Raw genomic sequence first — 18,881 nt, forward strand, 5'->3', positions numbered from 1 at the left:
GGGCCGAGGCGGCCAGCCCCTGCGGGTGATATCAGGGTTCGACGGGCAGCGCGGCAACGGATGCCGGGTCCGCCCTGCTCCGGGCATCCGTCTGGACGGCGTCGGTCGTGACGGCTTGCGCCGCTTCCCCGAGCGCGGCAGCGGTGATGCGGTTGGCCATCCCGCTGAACACCACGCCGTGGAACGGGAGAACGGAGAACCAGTACAGGCGTCCGCCCAGGCCGCGCGGGAAGAAGACCGCTCGCTGCCGGTAGATCGAGCCGCCGTCCGGTGCCGGCTCGGCGGTCATCTCCAGCCACGCCCGACCGGGAACCCGCATCTCGGCCCGCAGGCGCAGAAACCTGCCTCGGTCGATTTGTTCGACCCGCCAGAAGTCGAGCACGTCCCCGGTGTGCAGGTGGTCGGGGTTGCGGCGGCCGCGGCGGAGGCCCACGCCGCCGACGATCTTGTCCATCCAGCCGCGCACCGCCCAGGCCAGTGGGAAGGAATACCAGCCGTTGTCGCCGCCGATGCTCTCGATCACACGCCACAGGTCGGCCGGCTTCGCGTCGGTGTGCTTTTCTCGCAGGTCGGTGTAGACGAGGTGTCCGGCCCAGTCCGGGTCGCTCGGCAGCGGGTTGCTGGACGCGCCCTCGATCGACGCGTTGCGCCAGCTGGTCTCGACGTCACCGTCGCGCATGCGTCCGAGGGCAAGCCGAACGGCCGTGCGGTAGGGAGTGAGGCCATCCTTCGGTCGCGGAATGTACTCATCGATGTCGCGCTCGTGGACGACGCAGTCGTTCTGCAGCGACGCGATGATGGGCACGGCCAGGCTGCGCGGGATGGGGGTGACCAGGTTCACCCACTGCGAGGCCAGCCACGGAGTGAAGACGGGGAGCGAGGCGATCGGGCGCTGGCGCAGGCCGGCCTCGAGGGCGTAGCCGTTCATCATCTGGCCGTAGCGGAGAACGTCGGGGCCGCCGATGTCGAACGTGCGGTTGACGTCCGCCGGCAGGTCCACCGAGGAGACGAGGTAGTAGAGGACGTCGCGCACGGCGATCGGCTGGATCTTGTTGCGCACCCATTGCGGTGCGGGCATATACGGCAGCACGTCGGTGAGGTGGCGGATCATTTCGAACGAGGTCGAGCCGGAGCCGATCACTACGCCGGCCTGCAGCGCAGCCGTGGGCACACCGGATTCCAGCAGAATACGGCCGACCTCGGCGCGCGAGCGCAGGTGCTGGGAAAGCTCGGCGGTGTCGGGGTGCAGCCCGCCGAGGTAGATGATGCGGGACACGCCGGCCTCGGCGGCGGCGGTCGCCACATTCCGGGCCGCCGTGCGCTCGGTGCGCTCGAAATCGCCGCGCGTGCCCATGGAGTGCACGAGGTAGTAGAGCACGTCGCTGCCGGCGCACGCGGCCCGCATCGAGTCCAGGTCCCCGAGGTCACCCTCGACCACCTCCACCTGCCCCGCCCAGGGCACGTCCTTGAGCTTCTGCGGCGAGCGCACGAGAACTCGCACCTCGAACCCGGATTCCAGCAGCATGGGAACCAGACGGCCACCGATGTATCCGGTGGCGCCGGTGACGAGAATGCGACGAGGCTTCATCCCGCCAGCCTAGGTGCCTCTACGGCCCGGGAGCCGGGGATTCGGGAGATTCGGAGGCGCCTCCCACGGAGCGCCTGCGGACCCGGCTGTGGATGATTCGCGCGCCGGCTGCGGGAGTGGAGCATCATCGCCGGATGACACTTCGACTAGACCCGCGCTACCCCGTCGTCTGGCGCTCGCCCGACACCATCCAGGTCGGAATCGACCGGCCCCTCGTCGTGCTCTCCGCCGTGGCCGACGGACTCGAACGGGTGATCTCCGCCCTCTTCGTGGGTATCCCCCACTCGGGGGCGCTCATGCTCGGCCGGCAGGGCGGGGCCTCCGACGAGGACATCCTGGCGCTGCTCCACGCCCTGGCCCCGGTGCTGCTGGTCACGGGGGAGAGCCGTCCGGCAGACGAGATCGCAGGGGAATCCGTGCCGGGGTCTGTTCCCGGGTCCGCGCCGGCCCGGGAGCCGGCTCCCCCGGCGATTGTTCCGGGCCCGGTCTTCGTGGGCGGGAACGGCCCGACCGCCGAGCGAATCAAGAGGCTACTCGAGGATCTGGGCTTCCGGGTGACCGAGCGGGCAGACAACGACGGTGCGGCCCTGGCCGTCGAGGTGGCCCACTTCGCGCTCGAACCCGACCGGCACGGACGCTGGCTGCGCCGGGACATCCCGCATCTGCCCGTGGTGTTCAGCGACTGCCAGGTGCGGATCGGGCCGCTGGTCGAACCCGGGACCGGCGCCTGCCTCTCCTGCCTGGAGCTCGCCCACATCGATGCGGACCCGGCCTGGCCCGCCATCGCCTGCCAGCTGCTCACCCGCCGGGCACCGACGGAGACCCCGCGTCAGAGCATCGATGTGTCCACGCGCGTCGCCGGTCTCGTGCACGACCGGCTGGCGTCGGGCCGATCGGTCCTGACCGGCACGTCGCTGGTGATCGACGCGGAGAACAGTCTGTTGCGGCGCCGCGTGCACCAGCCGCATGAGCGGTGCGGCTGCCTCTCCGTGCCGGGAAGCCTGTCCGCCTCGACTGCACTCGGCGCCGACCGGTTGTGACGCGTGCCGGGGTCGGCCTCAGACGAGCCGGCCTCAGCCGAGCCGGATCTCGTGATCGGCGCGGGCCCGGGTGAGCTCGATCAGGCGCGCGTTGGCCTCGTCGGGGCCGAGGGCCCAGGCGCGGGCATCCGTCGCCGACTTGCCGTAGCGCTCGTGCCGGGCGACGAGCCGGGCCAGGTGCAGCGAACGGTCCACTCCCACGAACAGGCTCAGGTTCAGTAGCGGCGCTACCCGCTTCCAGCCGGCCCGGTCGTGCAGCAGATAGTTGCCCTCGACCACCAGGATGCGCCGGTCGGGGTCGATCTGAACCGTGCCGGGGGTCGCCTCCTCGGTCTCCCGGTCGAAGCCGGGCGCCGTGACGGGGCCGTCGGTGGACCGCAGCCGGCGCAGCAGGTGCACGAAGCCGTCGACGTCGAGGGTGTCCGGCGCGCCCATGCGGTCGCGGCGGCCGAGCTCGACCAGCCGGGCCTGCGGCAGGTGGAAGCCGTCCATCGAGACCAGTTGCGCGCGCGACACCGGCGTGTTGAGCCGCGCGACGAGGGCCTCGGCGATCGTCGTCTTGCCGGCCCCGGGGGAACCGGTGATGCCGATGATCGTGCGCGCAGGGCCGTCGGCGCGGGATGCTGCGGCCGGGGAATGCGGGCGCGGGCCGGCATCCGTGGGGGCCGTGACAGCCGTGGCGGTCGTGATAGCCGTGGCGGTCGTGACGACGGCGATGATCTCGTCGAGAGTGCGGAGCAGGGGCATGGTCCCAGTATGAAACCGGGCGCGCCGGTCAGTGGCCGAGGTCGAGGCCCGGCGCCGAATCGAACACGAATTCCGCCCAGAGCCGGTAGCCGAGCGCACTCGGGTGGAAGCCGTCGCTCGCGAAGAACCCGTCGACATAGGGCGGCGGCGTCGGGATCGCCACGACCCGGTCGAGGCCCTGCACCGCGAGGCGGGCGCCGGTGTCCAGGCTGGCCGCGTGCCGGGCGAGAGTGGCGCGCAGCGGTTCGGGCAGCAGGTCGAACCGGTCGAACCGCGGCATCAGCGAGACGAGAACATCCGCGTGCGGGGCCGCCGCGCGCAGGGTGCGCACGATCGACCGCACGTCGCGGGTGAACGCGGAGCGGGACCGCAGGCCGAGCGCGTCGTTCGCGCCGATCGTGAGCAGCGCCAGGTCGAAGGGAACCGCTGCCGCCTCCGCCACGAACCGCTCGCGCACGTCCTTGGCCGTCGCTCCGTTCTCCCCGATCGCACGCCAGCTGGCTCCGCGGCCCCAGCGCACGGCGACCTCGTGCGCGATCCAGCCCGGAAGCGCCTCGTCCTGGGTGAGGGCGCCGACCCCGGCCGCGGTCGAGTCACCGAGCACCAGAATCCGCAGCGGGTCGGGGCCGGGGCGGGACCCGGTCCAGGGCAGGGCTGCGTCGGGTAGCCGCGGGGTGTCGCGCCGAAGCGCCCGTGCCTGGGTCACAAGCAGCGGCGCCAGCGGGACCGCGGCAAGTCGCGTGTACGGAAACGGATTCACGGGTCGAGGTTACCCCGACGCCCCGAGGAGCCGCCCGCGAGGCGGCCTCGCCGGCGCCCGCACCACCACCACCACCACCACCGTCAGCTACAGCCGCAACCACAGCTGCAGGCAGGCCGGGCTCCCGTGCATAACTCCTGCAATCTGCTCGGCCGGGGTGCGCTGCAGCCCGAATTCACTGGGCGGCGCCCCGGCCCCCTCTGAGAATCTGCAGGAGTTATGCTCAGGCCGCGCGGTCCACACACCTCGTCCCCCACCCCGCGTTCCTCGTTCCTCGTCTCTCGTCCCTCGTCCCTCGTTCGCCACTGATATCCCGTCGGGCGATCGGGCGAGGCCTACCAGGTGCGTAGGTGCCCAGGTGCGTAAGTGCCCAGGTGCGTATGTGCCCAGGTGCCGCGGCGCCCCGATGCCGCGGTGCCGCGGTGCCGCGATGCCCGGAGGCCCAATGACCGACGCCGAGTGTGGCTAATTCAGGAGAAGTCGGCCGGCCGCCGGACCTCGGCGCCGAAGCAGTGCGGCGGAACCTGCGATTCCGCGCGGATCTCCTGAATTAGCCACCGTGGCCTCGGGTGCTGCTGGTGGTGGTGCTAACCAGGTCGAGGGCGAGGCGGGGGCAGAAGCGAGCGGGCAGACCGGTAAGCAACGTCAGGCGCGGCGGACGCGGCCAGGTCAGGCGGGCAGGGCGAGCAGGCGCCGCGGACGCGGCCAGGTCAGGCGGGCAGGGCGGGCAGGCGCCGCGGACGCGGCCAGGTCAGGCGCGGCGGACTGGGCAGGCAGGTCAGGCGCCGCGGGCGCCGGCCGCACGGGCGGTGCGGAGGCCGATCTCGCCGAGGAAACGGGACCGCTCGCGCGGGGCGCGCTGCTGGTGTCCGGCCGCCGACCAGCTCAGCGCGAGCCGGCGACGGGCCCGGGTGATGCCCACATAGAGCAGGCGGCGTTCCTCGTCGATCTGCTCGAAGGTGCCGGCGTAGCTGATTGGCACCAGACCCTCCGACAGCCCGATCAGGAAGACCGCCTCCCACTCGAGACCCTTCGCGGAGTGCATGGTCGCCAGCGTCACCGCGGACACCGTCGGCTCGTGCTGGCCGGCCTGGCGCTCCATCAGCTCGTCGGTGAACTGGCGGAACGTGGTCCCCGGGGCCGCCTGATCGACCAGGCCCATGATGGCGTTGAGGGACTCCCAGCGATCGCGCACCGCCCCGGGGGCCTCCGGCGCGCTCTGGCTCCAGCCGAGGGAGCGCAGCACATCGCTGACGGATTTGAACAGGGGCTCGCCAATGATCGACACGGATGCCGCCCGCAGCTGCATCACCGCCTGCTTGACCTCCGCGAGGTCGAAGAACCGCTTGGAGCCCCGGATCTGGTAGCTCACCCCGACGTCGCCGAGGGCGGTCTCCAGAAAGGCCGCCTGCACGTTCACCCGGAACAGGACGGCGATCTGCTCCGGCTTGGTCCCGGCCTCGATCAGGTCGAGGATGCTCTGCGCGACGCCGCGCGCCTCGGCCATGTCATTGGCGTACTCGCGCACGCTCGGCTCGATGCCGGCCTCGGCGGCGTTGGCCTGCAACGTCAGGGCCCCCGCCCGCCCGCGCATCAGCTGGTTGGCGGTGGACACGATCGACGCGGTGGAACGGTAGTTGCGCTCCAGCCGCACCACGGTCGCGTCCTCCCACCGTTTCGGGAAGTCGAGCAGGTAGTCGCTGCGTGCGCCGGTGAACGAGTAGATCGTCTGGCTGGCGTCGCCCACCACGCAGAGATCGCGCCGCTCCCCCAGCCAGAGCGAGAGCAGGTCGTGCTGCAGCGGCGACACGTCCTGGTACTCGTCGACGACGAAGAAGCGGTACTGCTCGCGCACCTGCAGGGCCACGGACGGCTCCGCCTCGATCATCCCCGCCATGGCCAGCAGCACGTCCTCGAAGTCGATCTGCTTGCGTTCGTCCTTGAGCCGCTCGTAGGTCTCCTGCATGGTCAGGACCTGGTCCACGTCCAGCCGCCCGGGCAGGCTCCGCCGGGCGATCCCGGCGCCGTAGGCCTCGATGCTGAGGCCGGAGGTCTTGCGCCACTCGATCTCGGCGGCCAGGTCGCGCAGGGTGGCGGTGTCCAGCTTGAGTTTCAGGGTTTCGGCGGCGTGGCCGAGCAGACGGCCCTTGCCGTCGAGGATGCGGGGAGCCTGGCCGCCGACCACGTGCGGCCAGAAATAGTTCAGCTGGGACAGGGCGGCCGCGTGGAACGTGCGCGCGGCGACGCCGCCCGCGCCCAGCTGGCGCAGCCGGCCGCGCAGTTCCGCGGCGGCGCGCGCCGTGAACGTGAGCGCCATCACCCGGCCGGGCGAGTAGGCGCCGGTCATCACGCCGTAGGCGATCCGGTGGGTGATGGCGCGGGTCTTGCCGGTGCCGGCGCCGGCGAGCATGCACACCGGGCCGACCAGGGCCTCGGCGGCCACCCGCTGCTGCTCGTCGAGGCCGGCCAGGAGGGAGGCGGCGGTCAGCGCCATCCGTGCACCTCGTCCGGACCGAAGTCCAGCGGCTCGCCCATCCAATGCTCGATGATCGCGCGGGCGATCGAGGACCGGCCGGGCAGGATGATGCTGTCGCCGGCGGCTCGGAGCTCGTCCCGGCTGAACCAGCGCAGGTCGAGGATCTCCTCGCCGTCGGGGAGCAGGCCCGAGGCCGGCTGCCCGTCGGCGAGGCTCGCGGTGAAGCCGAACATGATCGAGGCCGGGAACGGCCAGGGCTGGGAGCCGAGGTAGACCGGGTCGGTCACCCGCAGGCCCGATTCCTCGAACATCTCCCGGATCACGGCCGCTTCGAGCGACTCGCCCGGTTCGACGAAACCAGCCAGGAGGGAGTAGCGGTTGTTCTCCCACAGGGCGTTGGAGCCGAGCAGGATGCGGTCGTCGGCGTCGGTGATCAGCACGATCACGGCCGGGTCGGTGCGCGGGAAGACCTGGCCGCCGCAGGACGGGCAGCGGCGGGTCCAGCCGGCGGTCTCGAGCAGGGTGGCCGTGCCGCACCGCGGGCAGTGGGAGTGGGAGCCGTGCCAGTTGACCACCCCGAGGGTCTCGGTCAGCAGGCCGGCGTCGCGGTCGGTCAGGGCCGTGGCCACGGTGCGGAGCGACGCCCAGCGCGCCGGGTCCGGTTCGAGCGCCGCGGCCGCGTCGTCGGACAGGACGGCCGCGACGAGCCGGGTGCCCACCGGTTCGGACTCCTCCGGGGCCAGGGACCGACCGAGGTAGAGCCGCAGCTCCGCGCTCGGCACCCGGTCGGGCGCCAGCAGCCGGAGCCGCGCCGGGCCGCCGGTGGGGCTCATCAGCGCGGAACCGCGGTGGAGCGCGAGCACGCGCGTGGAGGCATCCGCCCACAGCCGGTCGAGCAGGTCTGGCGTGGCCCGGGCCTCGTGGTCGCGATCCACCGCCTGGCGCGACAGCGGCAAGCGGGACGTGAAAGCAAACGACATGGTGCCCTCCGGGCTCGGGCAGTTCTGCCGAAGTTGTGTGGAGGCGTGGCGAACGACCGCGCCGGGAGGAAGTCGACCTAACCTAGAAGGTATGGTCAGATCCCCTCTCACTCTAGCCGCGCTGGCCACTGCCGCCGTTCCCGGACTGGACGTCGTCCGGGCCCGGTCCTACGGCTCCAGCGCACGCACTCCCGGAGCCAACGGCTCCTTCGATTCCGCCCTGCTGATCGACACCGAGGGACGGTCGCTGATCATCCGCGTACCGGTCTCCCAGGCCGCCGAAACGGAGCAGTCCGCCGACCTCGTGGCCCTGCGCGCCCTCACGGTCGGCACCCGCAGCCGCCTCCCCTTCGACGTGCCCGAGTTCGTGGGCCAGGCCCCGCTCAGCGGCACCCGGGCCGTCGTCTACGAGCTGCTGGACGGCGACTCGTTCGACGCGGATGCCCTGACCGGCCACGCCGGCGTGTCCGGGTCGATCGGGCGTGCCATCGCCGCGATCCACGGTCTGCCGACCGCATTCGTGGGCACCGCCGGCCTCCCCCAGCAGAGCGCGCAGGACTGCCGCACCGGGGCCATCGACCTGATCGACCGCGCATCAGCCACCGGTTACCTCCCCGCCGCCCTCCTCCGCCGGTGGGAGCAGGCCACGGACGACGATTCCCTGTGGCAGTTCGCTCCGTGCGTGGTGCACGGCTCGCTGTCCGCCGACTCGTTCTTGATCAGCGAGGACTCCGTCTCCGGCGTGCTCGGCTGGTCGGCGCTCAGCGTGGGCGACCCGGCCCGCGACCTGCACTGGCTGCTCGCCTCCCGCGGGGCGGCCGGCGAAACCGCCGTCGCCTCCTACGCGACCGCCCGCCAGGGCAACGATCCGCGGATCACGCAGCGCGCGATGCTCTACGCCGAACTGGAGCTGGCCCGCTGGCTGCTGCACGGCACGGACACCCGCAACCAGGGCATCGTCGACGACGCCGTCGCCATGCTCGACGGGCTGGTCGACAACGTACACCGGAGCGCCTCGCATCCGTTGTCCCCCGACACCGGCCCTATCCTCGACGTCGCCGGCGTCGAGAACATGCTGGCCTCGACACCGCGGAACACCCCTCGGCGCGACCTCAGCTCGTCGCTGCACACGGATGCCTACAACCTCTCCGACTTCGGGCCGAGCGAGTTCGCCGATGACGACGACGCCGACGGAGCCACCCGGGACCGCACCGGTGCGGGTGCGGCCTCGTCCGCCGGGGCGGCGCCCGCCGGTCATGGAGCCGACGCGGTCACCGGCCCCATCGACATCGTGGCGGGCTCCGCCAGCGACACGGCCGGCCGGACCGACGACCAGGCCCGCACCAGGTCCTCCTCCGAGTAGAGCCGGGCGGGCGCGACGATCGTGTCGTCCGCGACGAAGTAGAACACCGCGTCCACGAGACCTGGGTCGATGCCCTTCCAGCGCGCGTACGCGAGCCGGTAGAGGGCCAGTTGCGTCTGCTTGAGCTCGAGGTCCGCCGCATTCTTCGGCGCCCGGCCGGTCTTCCAGTCCACGACCTGGTACCCGGTCTCCGTGCGGTAGACCGCGTCCAGCTTGCAGACGAAGACCTGCCCGGCCAGCACGTGGTGGATCTCGATCTCGACGTCCTCGGGCGCCAGAGCAGCCCACGGTGACTGCTCGAAGGTGCGCTGCAGCCGCTCGAGCTGCGCCTGCTCCAGGGGCTGGTTCTGGTCGAGGTCCAGGTCGAACGCGTCCGGGTCGAGGTCGCCCAGGTCCAGTTCGTTCTCGCCCGCGTCGATCAGGTCGCCGCCGGACGCCCCGCCGGCGCGCTGCTCCACCCAGGAGTGGAAGAGGGTGCCGAGCCGGGTGGCCCGGTAGGGCCGTTCCGGCATCGGCCGCCGCAGCCGGGCGGCCACCCCGTCGGGGTCGTCGAGGTAGTCCTTGAACCGGGAGGCCGGGATGCGGGTCGGCGGCGGGGCCCAGGCCGCGCCGGCGAGCCGCAGCGCACGCTCCTCGAGCAGGAGGGTGACCGCGTGGGTCCAGCGGGTCTCCCGGTCGGAGCCGTCGGAGTCCGCCTCCCCGTTGACCCGGGCCGCGGCGGCCTCGACCAGCGCCCGCCGGGCGCCGAGGGGGTCGAACGGCCAGAGTTCGGCGCTGTCCTGGTCGGCGCCGGGCAACTCGTCGTCGACACTGCCCTCCGGCAGCGGGTCGATCAGGCCGGCCTCGGCCAGTTCCGCCAGGTACCGGCTGGGCTTCCGCACGGTGGTGCCGCCGCCCCAGAACGAGCCGGTCAGGAGGAGCTCGCGCTGGGCCCTGGTCGTGGCCACGTAGATCAGGCGACGCTCCTCGTCGTCGTGGCGGGCCGCGAGCTGCTCCTTGTAGGCGAGGAACTCGGTCTCGTACGACAGCTGGGTCTCGTGCTCGCGCCAGGCCAGCTCCGGCAGTTCGGCCCGGTCGCCCCGGAACGGGTAGGGCAGTTCGCCGAAGCGCAGCCAGCCGGAGCCCTCCCTGGTCTGGGCCGGCAGGCTCTTCTCGGTCAGGTTGGGGATGGCGACGTAGTCCCATTCGAGCCCTTTGGCCCCGTGGATGGTGAGCAGCTGCACGGTGCCGTGCTCGCTCATCTCGAGCCGCGGGCCCATGTCGTCCGCGAGGGCCGCCCGGTCCAGCCAGCGCAGGAAAGCGGAGAGGCTGCCCTGCTCGTCGCTGGCCAGGAACGCGGAGACGGTGTCGTGGAAGGCGTATAGGTTGGCCAGGCCGAGGCCGTTCGACTCGTTGGCGACCAGTTCGACGTCGAGCAGGAGTTCCTGTTCGATCAGCCGCACGAAGTCGAGCAGCGGCAGGCCGGCCCGCGCTCGGAGCCAGGCCAGCTGGCGTCCGGCCGCGCGCACCCGGGAGCGGCCCTGGTCGCTGAAGCCCTGCAGTTGCCCGTGCGTCTCCGGCGCCGAGGCGACGAAATCGAGGGCGTCGACGAGGGAAGCGCCCTCGTCGACGGCGACGGATGCCCGCATCTTGTCTTTGAGGTCCTGGGTCACGGCCTGCTGCGCCCAGTCGTGCGCGGCCAGCCAGCGGGCCACGGCGGCGAGGTGCTGCAGGTCGCGCGGGCCCACCCGGTAGCGGCCGCTGCCGAGCAGCCGCACCAGCTCGCTGCCGGCGGAGGGGTCGTGCACGACCCGCAGCACGCACACGACGTCGGTGACCTCGGGGGTGGACAGCAGCCCGCCGAGGCCGAGCACGTGGGCCCGGACGCCCCTCTCGCGCAGCACCTCGGCGAAGTATTCCATGTCCCGGCGGGCCCGGAACAGCATCGCGCCGGACCGCTCGCTGCCCGGCGGCAGGCGCGTCGCGAACCAGTCCGCCACCGCGCGGGCCTCGTCGGCCATGGTCTCCCGCATCGAAGCCTCGACCCGGCCGGATTCTTTGCCGGCCGGCACCTTGAGCGTGTCCACCTGGATGCCGTCGGGCCGGGCGCGCAGTGCGTCGCTCAGCGGGGACACCAGGGCGTTGGCGACGTCGAGCACGGCGACCGGGTTGCGCCAGGTATAGGAGAGACTCATCGACGGCGCCTCCCGGTTGGAGAGGCCCGCGAAGCTCTGCGAGAAGCCGAGCAGGTTGGCGGAGCTGGCCCCGCGCCAGCCGTAGATGGACTGGTGCGGGTCGCCCACGGCCATCACCGGGTGCCGGCTGAAGAGGGTGTGCAGCAGTTCTGTCTGCAGCACGGAGGTGTCCTGGTATTCGTCGAGCAGCACCACCCGGTACTGGTCGCGGTAGCGGGTGACGACCTGCTCGACCTTCTGGCAGACCTGCAGGGCCAGGGCGACCTGGTCGGAGAACTCGATCAGCCCCAGGCGTCGTTTCTCGCTGCTGTACCGTTCGGCCAGCTCGAACAGGACCGGCAGGGGTTCCACTGCCGCGAGGGACTCCACGACCGAGGAGTACGGGATCTTCTTGCGCGGGTTGCCGTAGGGCAGGTCCCGCAGGTAGGCAAAACCGTGCGCCAGCCCGGCCAGGTCGTGCGGGGCGGTCGCCTCGCCGGAGACGAACCGCGGGGGGTTCTCGGCGAGGGAACGGCTGAAGGAGAGCACGGCATCCGTCACCAGGTCGAGCTTCTTGCCGAACGGGACGAGCCGGTTGTCGCCGTGCTCGATCACGACCCGCCGGGCGAGGAGCCAGGCGCTGGTCTCGCTCAGCAGCACCGATTCGGGCTCGCGGCCGAGGAGCAGGGCGTTGTCGGTGAACAGGCGGCTGGCGAACGAGTTGTAGGTGGAGACGGTGGGCGCGTTGAACAGGTCGGAGGAGTCGATCGTGACCTGGTCGGCGGCGGGCCGGGGCGGCGCGGGCAGCAGGCCTTTCGCGTCGAGCTGGCCGATGCGGGTGCGGATGCGGTCGTTCAGCTCGCCGGCGGCCTTGCGGGTGAAGGTGAGTCCGAGGATCTGGTCGGGCCTCGCGTGGCCGTTGGCGAGCAGCCAGAGCACCCGGTTGGCCATGGTCTCAGTCTTGCCGCTCCCGGCCCCGGCGACCACGAGGGTCGGCGCCAGGGGCGCCTCGATCACCGCCTGCTGCTCGCGGGTGGGCGGGAACATCTCGAGCGCCTCGGCGATGCGAAGGGCGGAGATCTGGACGGCGGAGTTGGGCGCCGGGATGAGGGACTGGTTCATGCGCTGACCTGCTTGATGACGTGGATTCGGCAGGACCCGTGCGAGCGCGGGTCGAGGCAGTGGGAACTGATTTCGGCGACGAAGGTGGCGGCGCCCATGCCGACGGCGTCCGCGCCGACCCGGGCGCGGAAGGCCGCGAGCTCATCGGGGCTGAACGTGGGCTGGGTGGGGTTGCGGTAGTTCTGTTTGACGGTGCCGCTGGACACGATCAGGAGGCGGGCCCCTGCGAGGTCCGTGCCCTCCGGGATGCCGTCGATGGCACCCTCGTTGAAGGCAAGCTGGTAGGCGCCGAGCTGCGGGTGGTCGACCACCCCGGCATCGCTGGTGGGGTCGCCGCGGCCGGTCTTCAGGTCGACGATCACGGCGCGCCCGTCGCCGAGCCGTTCGACCCGGTCGACCGTGCCGGAGAGCACGGCTCCGCCGACGTCGAGCTGGAAGGTACCCTCCGCGCTGAGCAGGCTGCCGCCGCCGCGCTCGAAGTCGAGCAGGTAGGAGGCCAGCCGGTCGGTGAGGGCCCGGGCCTCGACCTTCTGCACCCGGGACTGCCACTCGGCGTCGAACTGCAGTTCGCCCCAACGCGCCTCGACCCCCTGCCACAACGACTCCGGGCTCCGGTCGGTGGAGTCCTCCATCACCTTGTGGATGATCGTGCCGAGGTTCGCGGCCGTGTTGGAGGTGCCGCCGCCGACCTGCCCGATCACCCAGTGCAGCGGGCAGGTCTCGAACGCGGCCATCCGCGACGGCGAGACGCGCACCGGCTGGTCGCCGGCATCCGGGTCGTTCAGGGGGCGCAGTGTGCTCGGCGGGGTCATGCCGTACCACTGGTCGGGGGCGGCGCCGGGCACGTTTTCGCGGGCGAGCCGGGCGAGGGTGGCCGCGGCATCCGTTGCCCGCCTGGCGGTGTCGTCGTCGTGACGCACCGAGGCGCCGGCCCGGGTGAGGTCGCGGGTGAGGTCGCGGCGGAGCCGGCCCACGAGCCCGCGCAGGGACAGAGGGTACCGGCTGATGTCGGCCGGGTCGAGGCTGTCGTCGACGACCGGATCGGGCAGCAGCCGCAGGAAGACCGACGGCTGGTTCTCCTCGTTGTCGATCGCGCTCACCAGCAGTTCGGTGCGGGCGCGGCTGGCCGCCTGGGCGAACATCCGCAGTTCGTCGTGCAGCACGGCGGTGCGCTCCCCCGCCTCCTGCGGGTCCTGCCCTGAGGCGAGCGCGGCCAGGTCGCCGGCGCCGAGCAGGGACCCACGGATACGCAGGTCGGGCCAGACGTTCTCCTGCACCCCGGCGAGCACGACCAGGTCGAAGTCGCGGCCGATCATCCCGCTCGGGGTGGAGATGACGACCGCGTCGCCGAGGGCGCGAGGGGCCAGAGTGTCTTCGGGCACGTCGGTGTCGACGAGGCGCCCGACGAAGAGAACCGGCGGGGCGGCCGGGGTGCGCTCCACGTAGCGCTGCGCGGCGGAGAAGAGGGCGACCACGGCGTCGAGGTTGTGGTTGGCCTCGTCGGCGACGATTCCGGTGCCGGCCGCCTGTTCCTTCCATTCCCGGGCCAGGCCGCTGCGCTGCCACAGCCCCCAGAGGAGTTCTTCGATGGTCGCCCCGGCCGCGTGCTCCACGGCGGCGGTGCGCAGGCTCTCCCCGCAGCTCGCGGCCCGGCGGGCCGTGCGATTGTCGATGCCGGCCAGCAGGCTCGGGGTGGTGAGCGCCTGCACCAGGAGCTCGTCTGCGCTGCGGTAGGCGGCGGGGGCGGCGTCGGTAGCGTCGGTAGCGTCGGCGCCGAGATCCTGCTGGCGCAGGGCGGCGCGGAGGCGCCGGAGGGTGATCGGGTCGAGGCCGCCGAGCGGGCCGCGGAGCAGTTCGACCGCTGTCTCCGCGTTCAGGCTCCGGCGGCCCAGGGTGAGGTCGAGGGCGAGGATGAAGGCCTTGACCGCGAACTCGTCGCGGAGCGCGGTCTGCGCCGAGGACACCTGGGTGGGCACCTCCAGGGCGGCGAGCCCCCGGGACAGGGACGGCACCAGCGACCCGCTGCGCACGATGACCGCCATCTCGCCCCACGGCACGCCGTCGATCACGTGCCGTTCCCGCAGCCGGCGGGCGATCAGGGCGAGCTGGTCGGCGGGGCTGCCGGCCAGCATGGTCTGCACCCGGCCGGGCTCCGCGGGCTCGGCGCGATCGGCGCCGGGCTCGGCGCTCGGGGCGAACCGCTGCGTGCCGGCCGAGGCGGCGCCGATGCGATGCGTGATCTCCCGGACCACGCCACGGATGACGCCGTCGTGCCGGTACACCGTGCCGAGCACCAGGGTCGGCAGCGCCGGGGCGCCGAGGTAGGCGCCGAGGCGACCGAGGGCATCCGGGTGCGCGCCGTGGAAGGACCCGGTGCTGATGTCGGGGTCGCCGAACGCGACGATGCCGACGCCGCGGGCCCGGAACTGGGCCAGGAGTGTCAGATTTGCCTGGGTGAGCTCCTGCGCGTCGTCGAGCACGATCAGGCGGAGGCCGCCGAGGGTGCCGAGCACGCACGTCCCGGCCGGGGCCCCGGCCACCACGGCCGCCGCGAACTGGGCCAGCTCGGTTGAGTCGTACTGTCCGGGCCTGGTCTGGTCTTTCACCTCTTCATAGCCGCGGATGAACTCGGCGGCGGCCACCCATTCCGGGCGCTGCGTGCGCCGGCCGAGGTCCGCCAGGCCACCCGGGGGGACGCCGTACTCGACGGCGCGCATCATCAGGTCGCGCAGCTGCGTGCGGAAACCGCGGAGGCCCCGGACGTCGGCGCTGAGGGTGGCCGGCCACTCGGGACCGGTGCCCTCGATCCGGTGGCCCTCCAGCAGTTCGGCGATGATCTGGTCCTGTTCCCCGCCGGTCAGCAGGGTGGGGGGCGGGCCGCCCGCCCGGGTGACGGCGTCCCGCACGATCTGGAAGGCGACGGAGTTGGCGGTGCGCGCGAGCGGGCCGTTGGTCGGCACGCCGAGCCGCAGGGCGAGACGGTCGCGCAGGGCCGTGGCGCCCATGCGCGTGGGCACCAGCACGAGAATCTCGCTGGGCGAGTACCCCTGGCGCAGCACGCAGTCGGCCACCAGCTCGACCAGGGTGGTGGTCTTGCCGGTGCCGGGGGCGCCGACCACGGCGGCGCTCACCGCAGGGCTGACGCCGACACCCGCGGTCGCGCCGTCGCTCGGATTCCCGCCCGCGACGAGTCGCAGCACGGCGCGCTGGGAGTCGTCGAGAACGCGGGAATCGACGTCGGCCGGGAGCGGGATTGCCTGGGTTGTCACGTTTTCAAAGCTAGCGGGTTGCGCCGACAGTGAACGATGTCGGGCAGCCGCGCGGTTCTGTCGTAATCTGGGCGCTTAGGCAACGAAAGGCGCATCTGGTGGATATCCGCATTGGCATCTTCAACTCTCCCCGTGAGATTGGCTTCGAGACCTCACAGCCCGCGAACGAGATCGAGGAAACGGTTGCGGCCGCCCTCGCCGGTCAGACCGGGTACCTGAAGCTCTCCGACAGCAAGGGACGCGTCTACATCGTTCCCACCATCGGTCTCGCGTATGTGGAGCTGGGCTCCGAGGAGTCCCGCCGCGTCGGCTTCGTCGCCTAACCGGTCCATGGAACTCCTCTTCATCGCCCTCGGCGGCGCGGTGCTGGGGCTCGCGGCGCGCTATGCGCTGCCCGGGCGCCACACGCACGGCTCGGTGCTGGTGCCGGCCATCGGCACGATGGTCGCGGCCGTCGTCTGGGTCGCCCTGACCTGGCTCGGCCTGGCCTGGGACCAGGGCTGGATCTGGTGGGTCACCCTCGGGGTGGCCGCACTGGCATCCGTCGGCGCCGACCTGGTCGTGACGCGTTCGCGCACCCGCGGCGACGAACGGATGCTGCACACCCTGATGAGGTCCGGCCAGCCGCACCACGCCTGACCGGCTGGTCCGTCCGTGCTGGTCCGCCCGAGCTGGTCCGCCCGAGCTGGTCCGCCCGAGCTGGTCCGCCCGAGCTGGTCCGCCCGAGCTGGTCCGTCGTCAGGCGGCTGCTCCGGTCGTCACGCGGTCAGACGATCGGGCGCTGCCTCAGGCGGTCAGGCCGAGGCCGTCCATCCGGCGCGTGTGCGCGGCGATGAGTTCGGTGTACACCGGTTCGATCCGGTCCTCGTCCGGGGTCTGCCCCGGGGTCGGCAGCGCCGAGCGGGCGACCAGGAGTGTGTCGCCGACCAGTCGTCGACCCCAGAGCGCCAGGTGCGAGCCGAGCGCCGGGTTGGCAGTGATGGCCGCCTTGAGGTGGGTGACGAGCACGTCCGTGCCGGCGTCCTGGCCGAGCAGGTGCGCCACCCGCGGCCCCACGTCGCCGGGCAGCCCGGCGGACAGCCGGATGAAGAAGTCGTCGAGCAGGCCTCCGGCGAGGTAGCAGGTCAGCAGCAGCTCGTGCCAGTCGGCGCCGGCCGTCTCGGAGCGGAACAGGTCGAGTCCGGCCGTGAAGGGGGCCATCACCTCGGAGGGCTCCCCGCCGCGGCGACGGATCTCGGCGACCAGTCCCTGGTGCTTGGACAGGGCCCGTCCGGCGGCGGCGCTCAGCGCCTCCTTCGCAGCGAGGTCGGGGGCGATCGCGATCGCGCGGGAGAGGTTCTCGAACATCCCCAGCTCGAAGTAGGCCGCCTGACCGAGATAGGGCAGCAGCTCGGGCGTGAAGCCGGCGATGTCCACTTTCCTGGTCGACTGACGTTCCGCCCGCCTCGACGGCCGGGGAGCCTCCACGCGCTTCGTGCGCCGATCAATCCACGAGATCACACGCTCAGCTTAGGACAGTGCCCCGCGCCGATCACCGCTGGCGCGCTCGGGTCGGGCCATTCGACTCGCCGTGGTGCGGTATAAGCCAGTTCACAGGGCCGCCCGATATGGTTGGACCACGCCATCGGCAGGGATCGGTGGCCAGGTGCCCGAAGCAAAAGACGGGCGCATCCCGCTTCCAGCTAATGACAAGGCAATAATTCGTGACTTTCTCCGAACTCAATATCGACCAGGACATGGTCCAGGCTCTCGCTGATAAAGGCATCATCGAGCCCTTCCCGATCCAGGTGCAGACCATCCCCCTCGCCCTCTCCGGCCAGGACATCATCGGCCAGGCCAAGACCGGCACCGGCAAGACCCTCGGCTTCGGCCTCCCGATCATCCAGCGCCTCGGACTCGACCCGGCACCGGGCGTGCAGGTGCTCGTCGTCGTCCCCACCCGCGAGCTCTGCGTGCAGGTCTCCGAAGACCTCGAAATGGCCTCCGGCAACCGCAACACCAAGGTCGTCTCGATTTACGGCGGCAAGGCCTACGAGGGCCAGATCGAAGCCCTCAAGGCCGGCGCGCAGATCGTCGTCGGCACCCCCGGCCGGCTGCTCGACCTGGCCAGCCAGCGCCTGCTCAGCCTCGCCAACGTGACCGAGATGGTGCTCGACGAGGCCGACAAGATGCTCGACCTCGGCTTCCTCGCCGACATCGAGAAGCTGTTCTCGCAGACGCCCTCCACCCGCCACACGATGCTGTTCTCGGCGACCATGCCGGGCCCGATCGTCGCCCTGGCGCGCCGGTTCATGAACCGGCCCATTCACATCCGTGCCAGCGACCCCGACGAGGGCCTGATGCAGGCCAACATCGAGCACCTCGTCTACCGTGCGCACAACATGGACAAGGACGAGGTGATCGGCCGCATCCTGATGGCCGACGGCCGCGGCAAGACCGTCATCTTCACCCGCACCAAGCGGGCCGCCGCCAAGCTCGTCGAAGAACTCGGCGACCGCGGCTTCAACGCCACCGCCGTGCACGGCGACCTGAACCAGGAACAGCGCGAGCGCGCCATGGCCTCGTTCAAGGCGGGCAAGAAAGACATCCTGATCGCCACGGATGTCGCCGCCCGCGGCATCGACGTCGACGACGTCACCCACGTGATCAACCACACCATCCCGGAAGACGAGAAGGCGTACCTGCACCGCGTGGGCCGCACGGGCCGCGCCGGCAAGACCGGCATCGCCGTCACGTTCGTCGACTGGGACGACATGCACAAGTGGACGCTGATCAACAACGCGCTCGACTTCGGCACGCCGGTTCCGATGGAGACGTACTCCTCCTCACCGCACCTCTACACCGACCTGAACATCCCCGCCGGGTCGAAGGGACGCCTGCGCGCCTCGCCGATCCGCGAAACCGCGGCCAGCGCGGGCCGCTCCGACGCCGGCCGCTCGGCCGGCGGACGCACCGGCGGCGCCGGACGATCCGGTGCCGCACGCTCCGACGCGGGACGCTCCGACTCGGGACGCTCCGCTGCGGGACGCTCCGGTGCCGGCCACTCCGACGCCGCTCGGTCCGGCGCGAGCCGCTCCGGCGAGCAGGCCGGGGGCCGCCCGCCACGCTCCCGCACCCGCGTCGGCTCGGGCACGAACCCGGATGCCCCGGCCACCGCGCCCGCCGCCGGGACCCACGATGGCGGAGGAGCCGAGCACCACGACGGCAACAGCGCACCGCGCCGCCGCAGCCGTACCCGTCGCCACGCCCCGCAGGCCGGCACCCCCAGCTAACCAGCTGCTGCGGACACGACAGCGCCCCCGCTTCGGCGGGGGCGCTGTCGTGTCCGCGCCCCCTGGTCGATCGCCACGCGTCAAGCCGGTCGAGACCCCGCGCTCCAGCGG

Annotated in this window: 13 protein-coding genes; 5 read left to right on the plus strand and 8 right to left on the minus strand. The window is 71.9% G+C overall.

Annotated elements, in window-relative coordinates:
- Positions 1-31: 31 nt before the first annotated feature.
- Entirely contained in the window at positions 32-1,588 is a 1,557-nt protein-coding gene (locus tag E3T24_RS08805) for an SDR family oxidoreductase (protein WP_134367573.1), read from the minus strand.
- Positions 1,589-1,722: 134 nt separating this feature from the next.
- On the opposite strand from E3T24_RS08805, the gene E3T24_RS08810 reads away from it, so the two are divergent.
- On the plus strand, positions 1,723-2,628 hold the full coding sequence (locus E3T24_RS08810; protein ID WP_134402945.1) for a hypothetical protein: 906 nt from the start codon (positions 1,723-1,725) through the stop codon (positions 2,626-2,628).
- Positions 2,629-2,661: 33 nt separating this feature from the next.
- On the opposite strand, the gene E3T24_RS08815 is transcribed toward E3T24_RS08810, so the two are convergent.
- From E3T24_RS08815 to nudC, 4 genes are all read right to left on the minus strand, one after another.
- Positions 2,662-3,375: a nucleoside/nucleotide kinase family protein gene (locus E3T24_RS08815; RefSeq protein WP_134367577.1), complete on the minus strand. Its 714-nt coding sequence runs from the start codon at positions 3,373-3,375 to the stop codon at positions 2,662-2,664.
- Between the two features lie 28 nt (positions 3,376-3,403).
- Positions 3,404-4,135, minus strand: a complete 732-nt coding sequence (locus tag E3T24_RS08820) for an SGNH/GDSL hydrolase family protein (RefSeq protein ID WP_134367578.1) — start codon at positions 4,133-4,135, stop codon at positions 3,404-3,406.
- A gap of 778 nt (positions 4,136-4,913) precedes the next feature.
- Positions 4,914-6,629, minus strand: a complete 1,716-nt coding sequence (locus E3T24_RS08825) for an ATP-dependent helicase (protein ID WP_134365254.1) — start codon at positions 6,627-6,629, stop codon at positions 4,914-4,916.
- Positions 6,620-7,591 carry an NAD(+) diphosphatase gene (gene nudC / locus E3T24_RS08830; RefSeq protein WP_134365253.1) on the minus strand — a complete coding sequence of 324 codons (972 nt, stop codon included), beginning with the start codon at positions 7,589-7,591 and terminating at the stop codon, positions 6,620-6,622. The genes E3T24_RS08825 and nudC overlap by 10 nt, the downstream gene beginning before the upstream one ends.
- Positions 7,592-7,682: 91 nt before the next feature.
- On the opposite strand from nudC, the gene E3T24_RS08835 reads away from it, so the two are divergent.
- A complete protein-coding gene (locus tag E3T24_RS08835; protein ID WP_134365252.1) occupies positions 7,683-8,954 on the plus strand; it encodes a phosphotransferase in 1,272 nt (423 codons plus the stop codon).
- Here the strand turns inward: E3T24_RS08835 and E3T24_RS08840 are convergent.
- On the minus strand, positions 8,846-12,229 hold the full coding sequence (locus E3T24_RS08840; protein ID WP_134365251.1) for an ATP-dependent DNA helicase: 3,384 nt from the start codon (positions 12,227-12,229) through the stop codon (positions 8,846-8,848). The two genes, E3T24_RS08835 and E3T24_RS08840, sit on opposite strands and share 109 nt — an antisense overlap.
- On the minus strand, positions 12,226-15,498 hold the full coding sequence (locus tag E3T24_RS08845; protein WP_134434521.1) for an ATP-dependent DNA helicase: 3,273 nt from the start codon (positions 15,496-15,498) through the stop codon (positions 12,226-12,228). Before E3T24_RS08845 ends, E3T24_RS08840 begins: the two co-directional genes overlap by 4 nt.
- Positions 15,499-15,596: 98 nt before the next feature.
- Between E3T24_RS08845 and E3T24_RS08850 the strand changes: the two genes are divergently transcribed.
- The gene (locus tag E3T24_RS08850) at positions 15,597-15,821 is read left to right on the plus strand and encodes a DUF3107 domain-containing protein (protein ID WP_134365249.1); all 225 of its coding nucleotides are present in this window, start codon (positions 15,597-15,599) and stop codon (positions 15,819-15,821) included.
- A gap of 7 nt (positions 15,822-15,828) precedes the next feature.
- A complete protein-coding gene (locus E3T24_RS08855) occupies positions 15,829-16,137 on the plus strand; it encodes a hypothetical protein (protein WP_134365248.1) in 309 nt (102 codons plus the stop codon).
- Positions 16,138-16,284: 147 nt separating this feature from the next.
- Here E3T24_RS08855 and E3T24_RS08860 read toward each other — a convergent pair whose 3' ends face one another.
- Positions 16,285-16,998, minus strand: coding sequence for a ferritin-like fold-containing protein (locus E3T24_RS08860; protein ID WP_134365247.1), 714 nt, complete (start codon positions 16,996-16,998; stop codon positions 16,285-16,287).
- Between the two features lie 203 nt (positions 16,999-17,201).
- Here E3T24_RS08860 and E3T24_RS08865 point away from each other — a divergent pair, with 203 nt between their 5' ends.
- Positions 17,202-18,770, plus strand: coding sequence for a DEAD/DEAH box helicase (locus E3T24_RS08865; protein WP_134402941.1), 1,569 nt, complete (start codon positions 17,202-17,204; stop codon positions 18,768-18,770).
- Positions 18,771-18,881 lie beyond the last annotated feature (111 nt).

The organism is Cryobacterium sp. TmT2-59, assembly GCF_004403545.1.
GTDB lineage: Bacteria > Actinomycetota > Actinomycetes > Actinomycetales > Microbacteriaceae > Cryobacterium > Cryobacterium shii.